Annotated in this window: 13 protein-coding genes and 1 riboswitch; of the genes, 10 read left to right on the forward strand and 3 right to left on the reverse strand. The window is 37.1% G+C overall.

Annotation, left to right across the window (positions count from 1 at the left end; translation table 11 throughout):
• Positions 1–23: 23 nt before the first annotated feature.
• The 3 genes from ACXYMZ_RS02295 to ACXYMZ_RS02305 all read left to right on the forward strand — a co-directional run bounded on the left by ACXYMZ_RS02295 (position 24) and on the right by ACXYMZ_RS02305 (position 2,756).
• On the forward strand, positions 24–698 hold the full coding sequence (locus ACXYMZ_RS02295; RefSeq protein ID WP_458946735.1) for a hypothetical protein: 675 nt from the start codon (positions 24–26) through the stop codon (positions 696–698).
• Positions 699–715: 17 nt separating this feature from the next.
• The gene (locus ACXYMZ_RS02300; protein WP_458946736.1) at positions 716–2,002 is read left to right on the forward strand and encodes an efflux RND transporter periplasmic adaptor subunit; all 1,287 of its coding nucleotides are present in this window, start codon (positions 716–718) and stop codon (positions 2,000–2,002) included.
• A gap of 365 nt (positions 2,003–2,367) precedes the next feature.
• Positions 2,368–2,451: riboswitch (cyclic di-GMP riboswitch) on the forward strand.
• Positions 2,452–2,525: 74 nt separating this feature from the next.
• Entirely contained in the window at positions 2,526–2,756 is a 231-nt protein-coding gene (locus ACXYMZ_RS02305; protein WP_458946737.1) for a hypothetical protein, read from the forward strand.
• 60 nt (positions 2,757–2,816) lie between these two features.
• Here ACXYMZ_RS02305 and ACXYMZ_RS02310 read toward each other — a convergent pair whose 3' ends face one another.
• A complete protein-coding gene (locus tag ACXYMZ_RS02310; RefSeq protein ID WP_458946738.1) occupies positions 2,817–2,987 on the reverse strand; it encodes a YfhD family protein in 171 nt (56 codons plus the stop codon).
• Positions 2,988–3,063: 76 nt separating this feature from the next.
• Here ACXYMZ_RS02310 and iadA point away from each other — a divergent pair, with 76 nt between their 5' ends.
• The 6 genes from iadA (at position 3,064) to ACXYMZ_RS02340 (ending at position 9,227) form a co-directional block, all read left to right on the forward strand.
• On the forward strand, positions 3,064–4,200 hold the full coding sequence (gene iadA / locus ACXYMZ_RS02315) for a beta-aspartyl-peptidase (protein WP_458946907.1): 1,137 nt from the start codon (positions 3,064–3,066) through the stop codon (positions 4,198–4,200).
• A gap of 97 nt (positions 4,201–4,297) precedes the next feature.
• A complete protein-coding gene (cysK, locus tag ACXYMZ_RS02320; protein WP_458946739.1) occupies positions 4,298–5,221 on the forward strand; it encodes a cysteine synthase A in 924 nt (307 codons plus the stop codon).
• A gap of 152 nt (positions 5,222–5,373) precedes the next feature.
• Positions 5,374–5,736: an ASCH domain-containing protein gene (locus tag ACXYMZ_RS02325; RefSeq protein WP_458946740.1), complete on the forward strand. Its 363-nt coding sequence runs from the start codon at positions 5,374–5,376 to the stop codon at positions 5,734–5,736.
• Positions 5,737–6,003: 267 nt separating this feature from the next.
• Positions 6,004–7,002 carry a 2-dehydro-3-deoxygalactonokinase gene (locus ACXYMZ_RS02330; protein ID WP_458946741.1) on the forward strand — a complete coding sequence of 333 codons (999 nt, stop codon included), beginning with the start codon at positions 6,004–6,006 and terminating at the stop codon, positions 7,000–7,002.
• Positions 7,003–7,043: 41 nt separating this feature from the next.
• Positions 7,044–8,192: a galactonate dehydratase gene (dgoD, locus tag ACXYMZ_RS02335; RefSeq protein ID WP_458946742.1), complete on the forward strand. Its 1,149-nt coding sequence runs from the start codon at positions 7,044–7,046 to the stop codon at positions 8,190–8,192.
• Between the two features lie 60 nt (positions 8,193–8,252).
• A complete protein-coding gene (locus ACXYMZ_RS02340) occupies positions 8,253–9,227 on the forward strand; it encodes a 2-hydroxyacid dehydrogenase (protein ID WP_458946743.1) in 975 nt (324 codons plus the stop codon).
• Positions 9,228–9,302: 75 nt separating this feature from the next.
• Here ACXYMZ_RS02340 and ACXYMZ_RS02345 read toward each other — a convergent pair whose 3' ends face one another.
• Positions 9,303–10,781, reverse strand: a complete 1,479-nt coding sequence (locus ACXYMZ_RS02345) for a gluconokinase (protein ID WP_458946744.1) — start codon at positions 10,779–10,781, stop codon at positions 9,303–9,305.
• A gap of 269 nt (positions 10,782–11,050) precedes the next feature.
• Between ACXYMZ_RS02345 and gndA the strand changes: the two genes are divergently transcribed.
• A complete protein-coding gene (gene gndA, locus ACXYMZ_RS02350) occupies positions 11,051–12,460 on the forward strand; it encodes an NADP-dependent phosphogluconate dehydrogenase (RefSeq protein WP_458946908.1) in 1,410 nt (469 codons plus the stop codon).
• Between the two features lie 158 nt (positions 12,461–12,618).
• On the opposite strand, the gene ACXYMZ_RS02355 is transcribed toward gndA, so the two are convergent.
• Positions 12,619–13,395 carry a DeoR/GlpR family DNA-binding transcription regulator gene (locus ACXYMZ_RS02355; protein ID WP_458946745.1) on the reverse strand — a complete coding sequence of 259 codons (777 nt, stop codon included), beginning with the start codon at positions 13,393–13,395 and terminating at the stop codon, positions 12,619–12,621.
• Positions 13,396–13,438 lie beyond the last annotated feature (43 nt).

Genomic DNA, 13,438 nt, shown 5'->3' on the forward strand with positions numbered 1-13,438 from the left:
TTCAGAGAAGAGGAAGTAAATCTATGATATATCGGCCTCATGTTTTAAAGTTTTTATTTTCTATAAAGGATCATATTTATCGTTTAAAATTATCAGAGAAAGTTAGGGGACTCTGGTTATCTAGCATTTTATTAATCATCATGTCTGCAATCATATATGGTTGGATGGGTTCACTTGGTATCGGTTCGCAATTTTTATCAATGGATGCTAGTTTAATAGATTCAACTACATATGAAGGAAATAAATTATGGTTCATGATTGGGAGAATTGGATATGGAATCCTTTTTGCTGTCTTAATATTATTCGTTCCTAGTCTATTATTTTATTATCTAGCAGACGTACCTTATCAAAAATTGGTCGTCATGCAACAGGTAGTGCTATTTGTATTGTTATTGGAACGTATCATTTGGATACCCTTGGCGACACTCGCTGGGTTAGATTGGTATGTATCACCGTTGTCTCTTGGAGTAATAGTCTCTTACCTTACAGAAATAGATTGGTTGATTTATTTCTTTGGTGCTATTTCACTCTTTCAAATTTGGGTGATTTGGTTCCAATATCGATTTCTATCACAGCTATCGGAAGAAAGACGAGTTCCATTAATTGGTTTTGTTATTTTATTACAAATAATTGGATGGGCACTCGCAGCCACAGTTGCATTAGGAGATACTTTTATTATAGGTAGGTGGTTCGATTGAGGCTTGGTGGATTGAAAGTGATTCATTGGATTCAAATAGGGGTCATTTTATTTGTTGTTATAAATGGTTTACTTATTTATAAGGATAATGAAGGTAAAGTTAATAGGTTGGCTTATATAAATGAATGGGAAGAGAGTACGACTGCTGACATGAGAGAAGAACTTTTGAAAAAGGCTGTTCTTGCACCAAAAGAAGAAATGCCAATTTACTTCTCAGATAATCAAGGTATATTTCAAGAGTTTCTTGTCGGAGTGGGTGATGAAGTAACTGTCGGACAGGACTTGTTTATTTATCAGGTACAAAATTATTATCAAGCAGAGGCTGAATTCTTAAGTGAGGTTGAACGCATTAATGGTGCAATTACTGCGGCTGAACAGGCGATGGCTGAGGTAGAGGCAGTTACGTTTGTACAGAATGAATTTGTTCCTCCTATTGTAGAAGAGTTTAGTATTACGGTAGAGGTGCCAGCTTCTTCAATGGAAGCAGAATTTATGAAAAGGCAATTCATAGCTGAAAAGAAAAAAGAAATTACGCAACTAAATGCAGAACGAGAAGCGGTAAATAGCCAGCTGCAATCCTTGCAAAGTACAGGGGATACGATTACATACATAAGCCCTTATGCGGGGAGGGTTAATAATCTTTCGGATGAGCTAGCGTCTCCACTTCTTACAATCGAAAGCTTCGATTTACAAGCAGAGACGAGCCTTACGGAGCAGGAAAGAGCAATAGTAGAAGAAGGAATGCTAGCGGAGGTAAGAGTAAATGCAGTTGATGAGACTTTAACTGCCTATGTAGATGAATTGGCGGATGTTCCAGATAAAGTAAGTGTTAGAGGCGAGAGTAAGTATGATTTGATTGCTGCTTTAGCAGAGCCAGAGGCAGAAGATGCAGTTGAAGTAGTTGAAGAAGTGGAGGAGGAAGAAGAGTTAGAATTAGGTGACTATGAAAACGAATCGACTCTTTTACCTGGTTACCACGGTACACTTGCCATCATTCTTGAGGAACGATTAGGAGTTACAGCGATAGATAGGGCTCATTTAATAGATGGAGCAGTATGGAGAATGAATAAAGAAGGACAGCTTATTGAGTTAATTGTCGATACTGGTTTTGAAGAAAATGGACAAATTGAAGTAATCGGGGATTTGGCTCCTGGTGAATTAATTGCAATTGCACCAGAAAGTCAATTGCGAGATCGCGCATACTTTATCACACCATTAAAATGGAGTGAGCTAAGGCAGGAATCTTTAAATAAAGAAACTGTAGATTGGAAAAGGGGAATTTTGGGTGGATTGATTATGAGGTAGAATATATGGATGGTTTCGCTTCTTGAGCTGCATTGTCAGCAAACTTAAGAACTGAAACCGTCTTTTTTCGCTTACATTTTTGTCACCAGGTCATAAGTCCAGATACTTGAAATATATTCGCGAGATAATACTTTAGAAATGTTTTGACTAAGGAGTTTTCTTTCAGCCCTCTTATTATGCCTTTTTCAAGTTTGCAAACATCTTTGGTTGTAAAGTTTTTAAGAAGTTAGTTAAAAGCAAGAGATGAAATTTACGAATTGTAATCTTTCTAATCCGTCAAACAGTACAAAGTTTAAAATGTTAGGCTCACATCTTTTCCAAATATAGCTATTTACATGATTCTAAAATCATGGTAAAATGGAACTATTAAATAAGGGAACTTTGAAGTACGTTTGTAGTTTGGGCACCGAAAACGTATGGAGTCAGTGGTGCAACCGACCTTTGCGAGATGGATATCTTATCTATCTCGCAAAGGTTTTTTTACGCTAAAAGAGTGTAGTCTATTTATATTAGGGGGAAGAATATGTACTCTATAATGCCATCAACAAAAAGAGAAAAAGCGAGACGAAAAGAAAATAAATTATATCATTTAGTCAATCGAAAGGAGTCAGAGGAGAGGGAAATTGACGACCTTGGAAGGTCTATAATCATAGGTTTACAAGATTATCGTCAACAACAAAACAAATCTATCAAATATAAAACAATAATGACAGAAGCAAAACGATACATAAGACTAAATCAGAAATACCTATGAAACATGGGGACGGTTCTCCTGTTGCACTCAGTGCAACGCGAGAACCGTCCCCATGTTGCATTATTTCTTCTTCATTCGTTTACGAGCTTCTTTGCTTCTTTCTATTGCTTTTAGGTCTTCATTGTCTGCTAGTTCTTTGGAGAATTCGATGTCTTTTCCATCACGCAGTTGCTGTCTAGGTGTTTGTGCAAGAAAAGAATTCTTTGTTTTTCGATGTTCGTCTCTACCCATTGTAGTGCCTCCTTTCTAGATAGGAGTAGTATGTGTAGAAAGAACAGATAAATTAGTAGGTTTTTTTTTGGAGTGGATGAAACATGGGGAAGTTTATGCTCCTGAATATTTAGGGCAACAATCTGTTTTAATAATAGGTGATAAAATTGCAAAGATTGGTAGCTTGAATGAAGAAAAACTTTTAAATGCAGGTTTAGATATTGAAGTCATCGACGCTGAAAATGCTATAATTACTCCAGGTGTTATTGATCCTCATGTTCATTTAATCGGTGGTGGAGGAGAGGGCGGATTTGCTACAAGAACACCAGAAATTCAGTTGAGCAATATTATAAAATCAGGGATTACTCCGGTGGTTGGTTGTTTAGGAACGGATGGAACAACTAGACACATGACATCTTTATTAGCGAAGGCAAGAGGGCTAGAAGAAGAGGGCCTTACTACTTATATTTACTCGGGAAATTACCATGTTCCAACTCAGACGATTACCGACTCTGTTAGGGACGATCTTATCCTCATTGATAAAGTAATTGGAGCTGGTGAAATCGCCATTTCTGATTCTCGTTCGGCTCAGCCGAGTCTAGACGAACTAGCAAAGTTGGTTGCAGAAGCAAGAATAGGTGGGTTACTTGCGAATAAAGCAGGTGTCACTCATTTTCATGTAGGTCCTGGAAAAGGAAAATTATCGCCTTTACACGCTCTATTAGAAAATTACGAAATCCCAGCGGCCAAGCTTTATGCAACACATATTACGAGAAGCAAGGAGCTTATTGATGATGCAATAAGCCTTGCTAATAAAGGTTCGTTCGTGGATATTACTGCAGATTCGGAAACACCTGACTGGATTAATTATTATAAAGAAAATGGTGGTAATCTTAATCAACTAACATTATCTTCAGATGGTAATGGCAGTCTTCCTGTTTTCGATGATGAAGGAAATATGGTGAGGTTAGAGGTTGCTTCGACTAGAACTTTGTTTGATCAAGTAATTAAAACAATTGAACAAAATAATTTAAGCATCATAGAAACTCTTTCCCTTGTCACCAAAAACACAGCAACCGCCCTACATTTAAAAAACAAAGGGCTATTAAAAGAAACCTATGACGCAGATGTACTAATACTCGACAGAGAAACTTTAGAACTAAAACACCTATTCGCAAAAGGAAAACAAATGGTGGAAAATGGAGTCACAGTAGTGAAAGGAAACTTCGAGTGAAACATGGGGACGGTTCTCGCGTTTCATTCAGTGCAACAGGAGAACCGTCCCCATGTTTCAAAGGAATTTACATAGATAGTGAAGGGAAGGAATAAAGATGAAAATTTACAACTCAGTACTCGAGCTAATCGGAAATACACCTATCGTTAAGTTAAATAAATTACCTGAGCCAAGTGGTGCGAACGTATATATGAAACTTGAATCGTATAATCCAGGTGGCAGTGTCAAAGACCGTGCAGCTTTTAATATGATTGAACAAGCGGAAAAAGAAGGGAAACTGACTCCAGGCGAAAGCACGATTATTGAACCAACATCGGGAAATACAGGGATTGGAATTTGTATGGTAAGTGCTGTGAAAGGGTATCGCACGATTATCACCATGCCAGATAATGCTACAAAAGAACGTATAAAAATAATGAAGGCATATGGAGCGGAAGTTATTTTGACGCCTTCCAGTCAGAGAATGCAGGGAGCAATCGATGAAGCAAATAGACTAGCAAATGATATTCCTAATAGTTTTATTCCGATGCAGTTCGAAAATCAAGCAAACGTTGATGCTCACCGCAACACAACAGCGGTTGAAATACTAGAATCCTTTGATGGTAAACTCGATGCTCTGGTACTGACTGCAGGAACCGGAGGAACGGTGACTGGTGCAGGGGAGGAATTAAAAAAGCATATCCCTAATCTTAAAATTTATGTTGTCGAGCCTAAAGGTTCCCCTGTCCTATCAGGTGGCCAGCCTGGTTCCCATAAAATACCTGGTACAGGCCCAGGTTTCATTCCGAAAATATTAAATCAAGATATTTTTGATGAAATTTTACATATTGAAGATGATGATGCACAAAACATGGCACGAAGCCTCGCTGCCCGAGAAGGAATATTCGTCGGAGCATCCGGAGCAGCTTCCGCATACTTCGCCATCCAAATAGCAAAAAATCTCCACCCATCAGCCAAAGTTCTAAGCATAGCTCCCGACACAGGAGAGCGGTATTTATCCTCGGATCTATTTTCAGAGTGAAACATGGGGACGGTTCTCGTGTTGCATTCACTGCAATATAAGAACCGTCCCCATGTTTCGTTTCAATCGCCAAATACGTCTAGATGAGGAATTACTGTTATAATAATATTATTAATAGTAGTGATGTTACTTTTTTTAAAAGTGGATATCGCATGAAGAAGGTAGGGATATTTATGGAAGAAAAAACAAAACTACCACCAAAAACTGGTGAGCTAGATAAGCTTGTTACTAAGTCAGCAGATATAGAAAAAGTTTTAAAAGGCAAAAAGACAGCAACGCGTCGAAGTGGTAGATTTGCAGACGTTGGCGATACATGGTCATTAGAAGGTAAGGAATTGATCGTGAAAAATGTATATAGACAGAAGCTTGGCGAGGTTACCGATGAAGATGCGGTGATGGAAGGTTATCAAAATCTCGAAGGATATAAAGATTCAATTCTTTCGCTACACCCAGGAATGAAGTGGCAAACAGAGATGAAAGTTTGGGTTCATGAGTTTGAATTAGTTAATAATTGATGAAACATGGGGACGGTTCTTGTGTTGCAGTGAATGCAACACAAGAACCGTCCCCATGTTTCACTTTATTCATTGCTTGGATATAGTATTACTCTAGCAAACTTAGTATTGAACATAGACAAATTATACCTATTATGATAATATTCGCTTAATTAAATTAATTAAACCGCTGTACAAAGTGGCAGGATAAAGCAATTAAAAAATAGCAAATTTAATTTAGATTAAATTGAAAACTTAAATAAATAGTAAAAAAAGTGGTGAATACGCATGTATGTAATATTAATAGACTCGGGGACAACAAATACAAGAATTAGATTAATAAAAGAAAACAGAACAGAAATAATAGACTCTGAAAAAATAAAAGTTGGAATTCGAAATACTGCTATTGAAGGTAATAATAGTAGCTTGAAAAGTAATGTTCAATCTGGTTTAAAAAGAATTTTAGCTAGAAATCAATTAGACGCTGTGAAAGTTAAATATATTATTGCCTCAGGTATGATTACTTCCAATTTAGGTATCCATGAAGTACCACATATCACCGGACCAGCTTATATTGAAAACTTTTCTAAAGGGTCTGTAGTCACTAAAATACAGGGCTTTTTTGATATACCCTGGATTTTCACACCGGGATTAAAAAATAATACAAACATACATGAGAATGATATTGTGGAGAGAATTAATGAATTTGATATTATGCGTGGTGAAGAGGTGGAAACGATTGGTCTATTAGATCAATTTGATGTCCATGGTGAAGGAGTTGTTATTTTACCAGGTTCTCACACAAAATTTATCTTTATTAGCGAAGATAAGGCATTAGAAAACTGTTTATCTACACTTGGAGGTGAGATGCTTTTCGCCATACAAAGTGAGACAATTCTATCCGATTCACTGGGGAAAAATTTAATTAAATCCTTAGATAAAGAGAATTTAGAGAAAGGTTTTCAAGCAGCAGAAAAACATGGTTTAACAAGGAGTTTCTATCATATTCGTTTATTACAAATGTTTTCCGATTTAAATGAAAATGAGATTTCGAATTACTTTGTTGGTTCTGTCCTCTATCATGATTTGAAATCACTAGAAACAAAAGTAAATAAAACTAATATTAAGTGGGCCATTATAGGTGGTTCCAATCCTTTACGAAGCGCTCTTAGTCATCTAATAGAAAAGCATTATCAAGACTGGAACGTTATTCAAGCTACTGATGATCAAATGGAAAAAGCTATAGTAATAGGACCATTAAAAATAGCAGAAAACTTAATGAAGTGAAGAATTGTATGCAAATGAAAAATAGAAGGAGTGCGGAACAAATGAAAATAACAAAAATGGAATGTTTTTTAGTCCCACCGAGATGGTGTTTTTTGAAAATAGAAACGGATGAAGGAATTATTGGATGGGGTGAGCCAGTAATTGAGGGCAGTGCATCTACTGTGAAAGCTGCGGTTGAGGAGCTAAGTGACTACCTCATTGGTTCAAATCCATTAAATATTCAAGACACTTGGAATAAACTGTATCGTGCGAGATTTTATCGTGGTGGTCCAATTCTAATGAGTGCCATTGCAGGGATTGATCAAGCACTGTGGGATATTAAAGGAAAGTTTCATAATGCTCCAGTCTATGACCTATTGGGAGGAAAAGTCAGGGACAAAATTCGGACTTATTCATGGATTGGTGGAGATCGTCCATCTGATGTAGGAGAAGCTGCTAAATTAGCAGCAGAAAAAGGATTTTCTGCAGTAAAGATGAATGCGACAGAAGAGCTACAATATATCGATACCTATAAAAAAGTGGATGAATCACTAGAAAGAGTAGCTGCAATTCGGGACGCTGTAGGCAAAGATATGGGAATAGGTATTGATTTTCATGGCAGAGTACATAAACCAATGGCGAAAATACTAATGAAAGAATTAGAACCTTATCGACCGATGTTTATCGAGGAACCTGTCCTACCTGAAAACAATGAAGCACTACGCGAAATAGCAAAGTACTCGCAAATACCAATAGCAACAGGTGAAAGAATGTATTCAAGATGGGACTTCAAAACAATCCTACAAGAAGGTATTGTAGATATCATCCAGCCAGACCTTTCACATGCTGGCGGAATAACTGAAGTAAGTAAGATAGCGGCAATGGCTGAAGCTTATGATGTCGCTTTAGCACCTCATTGCCCATTGGGACCAATCGCATTAGCAGCTTGTCTACAGGTCGACGCTATTTCTCATAATGCATTTATTCAAGAACAAAGTATGGGAATTCATTATAACAAAGACAATGATTTGCAGGATTATTTATTAAATAAAGATGTCTTTCAATTCAAGGATGGTTATGCAAGTTTTCCGGAGGGACCAGGTTTAGGAATTGAGGTTAATGAAAAATATGTCCGGGAAAGAGCTGCAGTAGGCCACTCTTGGAAAAATCCAGTCTGGCGGCATGAGGATGGTAGTATAGCGGAGTGGTAATAGAAAAACTAATGAACAAAAATAGTTAGTCGAAGATAATAAACCTGAAGGAGTACTTAGATGGCCAAATTCAAAGTAGTTATGATTGGAAAGATGAATGGTACTTTATTGGAACGTTTGCATGAACAATGTGAATTAATCATATGGGATAAATCAGATCCAATTCCGCGAGAGATATTACTAGAATGGGTGAAGGATGCAGATGGTTTGATTAGTAGGGGTGATATAAAGATAAATGATGAATTACTATCTAATGCACCTAAGTTACGAGTGATTGCTCAGCCATCTGCTGGTTTCGATAATGTCAGTATTGATGCATGTACAAGGCGATCTATTCCATTTGGAAATACGCCTAGAGTTTTAGTAGAGGCAACAGCTGATTTGACCTTTGGATTATTGCTAACCTCGGCAAGACGAATTCATGAGGGATGGGAGTTTGTTCAAGCTGGAGAGTGGAAGACTGGTACGAATATACCATTAGCTATAGATTTGTATGGGAAAAAGCTTGGTATTGTTGGTATGGGTAATATTGGAAGAGCTGTGGCAAAGCGAGCGCAAGCAAGTGGAATGAATATCATTTATCACAATCGGAATCCACGAGAGGAGAATGAGCAACTTGGTGCGAGCTATGTTTCTTTTCAAACACTGTTGGAGGAATCGGATTTTGTAGTCGTTCTTGTTCCACTATCAGAACAAAGTAAAGGACTGTTTGGAAGAGAAGAGTTTTCCAAAATGAAGCCAACAAGCTATTTTATAAATGCTTCCAGAGGTGCAATTGTTGATACCGACGCACTCTACGAAGCCCTGTTGAATAAGGAAATTGCTTATGCTGCTTTAGATGTAACAGATCCAGAGCCCTTAAGTATCGATCATCCAATTATGAGTCTAAAAAATATATTGATAACACCACATATTGGAAGCGCTACTACCGAAACAAGAATGGCTATGGCGTCACTAACAGTTGATAATATCGTAGCTGGACTCAACAAGAAAAAATTACCATCCTGTGTCAACGAAAGCGTAAATTATCCATAACCAGAATGCAACATGGGGACGGTTCTCCTGTTGCAATGAATGCAACGGAAGAACCGTCCCCATGTTTCATAAAAACTACTCTGTCATTAAGTGTTGTAAGGAAATATATAGTTTTTTATATTTTTTATAAATCTGCATGTATTCGGTGTGTGCCGTTAAATTTGCTGTAACTTTCTTTTCTTGCGGCAAATTTTCTTTAATTGCAGACATAGAAGGTACCTCGTTAATTGCCAGTAGCCCCGTCCATGCAGCTCCCCATGCAGCATTGTGATGGGTTTCGGAGAGATACAAATCTTCTCCTAACACATCTGCTAGAATTTGCGTCCATAGTGTAGAGCGTGATAACCCACCATTTATCGTCACCTTGGTAGGCTTACCAGCTAGTGTCTCAAGTGATTGACTGATTTCATATATATTAAAAGCAATACCTTCTAACAGTGCTCGAATAATATGTTTCTTGGAATGAGCGACACTTAAGCCGTAAAAATTACCTTTTGCTTTTTGGTCCCATAAAGGTGCACGTTCTCCATTAATATAAGGGAGAAAAAGTATACCTTCAGCTCCAATTGCAACATCCCGAGCTTCCGCAATTAGTTCAGTATAACTTCCTTTAAAATCAAGTAATTCCTTAAGCCATTGTAAAACAATTCCACCGTTATTTGTTGGTCCTCCAATAATAGAAGTGTCTTTCGTAAAGGCATAGGTGAAGGTTTCCATTTTAGTATTAATTGGTGTCCCTTTAACAAATTGTCGGATTGCTCCGCTTGTTCCAACTGAAATATTAACTTCACCAATGGAAGTAGCCCCGCTACCAAGATTTGCTAGTTGGCCATCCGCCGATCCAATAATAAACGGTAATGCTTTTGTAAGTCCAAATTCTTTAGCGATGTCTGACTGCAACCCAGCTAGCTGTTTCGTTGGTTCTACTATCTCAGATAGTTGCTCTTCTTTAATACCTGCAATATCAAGTGCTTCCTGATCCCAAACTCGATTTTTTACATCAAACATACCTGTGGATGAAGCAAGTCCATAATCGACGATTCGCTGATTGAACCAGTGATAGATAAGGTATTCTTTCATAGTCATGAAATATGTAGCGTTTTTGTAAGCAGGGAATTGATTCTCGCTCATCCATATTAGTTTTGTGAAAGGGGACATTGCATGTATGGGAGTTCCAGTTCTTAAGTAAATTTCCTTGCCGTTTGTACGGAGAAGTTCGCTGGCTTGCTTGCCAGCACGTCCATCTGACCAAATCAGCATATTCGATAGTGCTTTACCTTTTGCATCTACACAAATCAAAGAATGCATGGCAGACCCAAGTCCAGTAACCACAAGCTCATATTTCGAATCATCAATGGAGGCAATCAATTGTCGCATGACTCCTCTAGCAGATATCTCTATTTCTTCAGGATTTTGTTCTGCATAGCCATGCTCTGGATAATAGGTTTTAATTAGGCTTTCTTCCTCAAAGAGAGGCTTTCCACTATAGTCAAAGGCAATTGCTTTCACACTAGTTGTTCCAATATCTAAGCCGATTGCTAATTTCTTTTTCATCGTAGTCATCCTTTATTAATTCCAATGGTTGTTAGTAGGTAAATCAATCATATGGTGTAATTTAAAAGTCCTTTTGAGGGGTTAAATGTATTGTATTTATATTGATTCTAACTTGTAAATTATTCACTTCAACTATATCATATGAATTGTAAGATTTGCTTTATTTATGAAAATACTACATTTGAAATAATGTATCTACTCATTTAAGTATAATGTTTTTAAAATAGTAATATTTAAATAAAAGAAATTAACGAAGAGAGGAATGAGCAATATTGGCACAACAAATAGGTGTAGTTGGACTTGCTGTAATGGGAAAGAACTTAGCATTTAATATAGAAAGTAGAGGTTATTCTGTTTCTGTATATAATCGCTCGTATGAGAGAACAGAAGCTATTTTAGCAAATGAAGCAGAAGGAAAACAAATTTTTGGTGCAAAAACAATTGAGGAATTTGTTGATTCGCTAGAAAAACCACGTAAGATTATCTTAATGGTGAAAGCTGGCTCTGTCACAGATGCTGTGATTGAATCCTTACATCCATATTTAGAAAAAGGTGATATCCTAATTGACGGAGGGAACACTTTATACGAAGATACTATACGTCGTAACGAATTATTAGATAAAACGGGAATTCACTTTATTGGAACAGGGGTATCAGGTGGAGAAGAAGGCGCATTAAATGGTCCATCTATCATGCCTGGTGGTCAGAAAGAAGCCTATGAATTAGTAGCTCCAATATTTGAAGCGATTTCTGCAAAAGTAGATGGCAGACCTTGTGTTACCTATATCGGTCCCGACGGAGCAGGACATTTTGTGAAAATGGTCCATAATGGAATAGAATATGGTGACATGCAGTTGATTGGGGAAGCTTATTTTATCTTAAAGCATGTGCTTGGGATGGAAGCGGAAGAATTAAGTGAAGTCTTTAGCGAATGGAATCAAGGTGAATTAGATAGTTACTTAATAGAAATAACAGCAGAAATCTTTAAAAAGAAGGATGAAGAAACTGGTGAAGCACTTGTAGAAGTGATCCTGGACAAAGCAGGGCAGAAGGGTACAGGGAAATGGACGAGTAAAAATGCACTCGATCTTGGTGTTCCATTGCCGCTGATTACAGAATCTGTATTTGCCCGCTTTATATCTTCGCTTAAAGAGGAACGAGTCGCTGCAAGTAAAATATTAAAAGGACCGGAAAAGAAGAAGTATGAAGGAAATCGTGAGGCGTTAATCGAATCGATTCGTAAGGCATTGTATATGAGTAAGATTGTATCTTATGCCCAAGGATTCGCTCAAATGCGTGCTGCTTCTGAAGAAAACAATTGGGACCTTCAATATGGGGACATTGCAATGATTTGGCGTGGTGGTTGTATTATTCGCGCACAATTCCTACAAAAAATAAAGGAAGCATTCGATAATGAGCCAGCATTAGCAAATCTTATGTTAGATCCATATTTTAAAGAAATCCTTGAAAGTTATCAAACAGCATTACGGGAGGTCGTAGCACTAGCTATTGAACATGGCATAGCTGTACCGACATTCTCTAGTGCGATTGCTTATTACGATAGTTATCGTGCAGAAGATTTGCCTGCAAATTTAATTCAGGCACAGCGTGACTACTTTGGAGCACATACGTATGAACGCAAAGACAAACCAGGGACATTCCATACGAACTGGTTTTAATTGAACGAAGTAAAGGATATAATAAAAAGCACCGTCTTCTTGGGATAAAACCCAATAATACGGTGCTTTTAAAATGTTCATTATTTTACCAGCTAGTTTTAGTCGACTCTTCAACTGATTTAGAAAAGCTTTTCTAAATATGGGTGAGGAAAAAGTCACTAATTAGCTATAATAACTTCTACTTCCTGGTTTTCTGTAATAGTTTTTGCTATTTCCTTTTCTAATGGCTGATCCGTTATAAATGTATCAATATCCTGAAGCGAGGCAAAGAAAGCACTTGATGTTTTACCTATTTTTGAGCTATCAATAAGTGCAACAACATGTTTTGCTCGATTCATTAATTCTCTTTTCAATGATATTTCGTATAAATTAAAATCAGTTAATCCCTGGGTAACTGAAAAACCGTTAGCGGACGTAAACATGAAGTCAATATTTAGACTATCCAATATGTCCAAACCAAGTGTTCCTTCAATTGCACTAGAATCTTTCGTTGCTACACCTCCAATTATTATGGTTGTTATTCTAGGATTTTCTTTTAATTCAATTGCTGTTTGAATCCCATTGGTAACTACTGTTAGATTTATTGATTGGGTATTTATATAGCGAGCAAGCTCTAAAGCTGTTGAGCTTGCATCAAGGAAAATACATTGGCGATCCTGAATTAATTCGAATGCTTTAATAGCAATTTTCATTTTTTCCGTTACATTTCTTTTCGTTCTAACCGAAAAACTGGTATTGTTATCTTGCTTCTCTGGTAAAACAGCTCCACCATGCGTTCTTCTTAAGTGTCCAGCGATTTCTAAGTGATTCAAATCTGCTCGTAATGTAGCTTCAGATACAGAGATTTCCTTAGCAAGTTCTTTTACAGTTATTCTTTTTTTATCTTTCAATCGCTTAATAATTTCTAACCGTCTTTCATCTACAAATAATTTCATATCTATCACATCCCCCAAAAATATACTCATACTTTTATATATC

This window comes from Oceanobacillus sp. CAU 1775 (genome assembly GCF_054482815.1).

What these genes read in the sequence shown, in the direction of transcription:
- ACXYMZ_RS02295 (WP_458946735.1), top strand. Translation starts at nt 24, where the DNA reads ATGATATATCGGCCTCATGTTTTAAAGTTTTTATTTTCTATAAAGGAT.
- ACXYMZ_RS02305 (WP_458946737.1), top strand. Translation starts at nt 2,526, where the DNA reads ATGTACTCTATAATGCCATCAACAAAAAGAGAAAAAGCGAGACGAAAA.
- ACXYMZ_RS02310 (WP_458946738.1), bottom strand. Translation starts at nt 2,987, where the DNA reads ATGGGTAGAGACGAACATCGAAAAACAAAGAATTCTTTTCTTGCACAA.
- iadA (WP_458946907.1), top strand. Translation starts at nt 3,064, where the DNA reads ATGAAACATGGGGAAGTTTATGCTCCTGAATATTTAGGGCAACAATCT.
- cysK (WP_458946739.1), top strand. Translation starts at nt 4,298, where the DNA reads ATGAAAATTTACAACTCAGTACTCGAGCTAATCGGAAATACACCTATC.
- ACXYMZ_RS02325 (WP_458946740.1), top strand. Translation starts at nt 5,374, where the DNA reads ATGAAGAAGGTAGGGATATTTATGGAAGAAAAAACAAAACTACCACCA.
- ACXYMZ_RS02330 (WP_458946741.1), top strand. Translation starts at nt 6,004, where the DNA reads ATGTATGTAATATTAATAGACTCGGGGACAACAAATACAAGAATTAGA.
- dgoD (WP_458946742.1), top strand. Translation starts at nt 7,044, where the DNA reads ATGAAAATAACAAAAATGGAATGTTTTTTAGTCCCACCGAGATGGTGT.
- ACXYMZ_RS02340 (WP_458946743.1), top strand. Translation starts at nt 8,253, where the DNA reads ATGGCCAAATTCAAAGTAGTTATGATTGGAAAGATGAATGGTACTTTA.
- ACXYMZ_RS02345 (WP_458946744.1), bottom strand. Translation starts at nt 10,781, where the DNA reads ATGAAAAAGAAATTAGCAATCGGCTTAGATATTGGAACAACTAGTGTG.
- ACXYMZ_RS02355 (WP_458946745.1), bottom strand. Translation starts at nt 13,395, where the DNA reads ATGAAATTATTTGTAGATGAAAGACGGTTAGAAATTATTAAGCGATTG.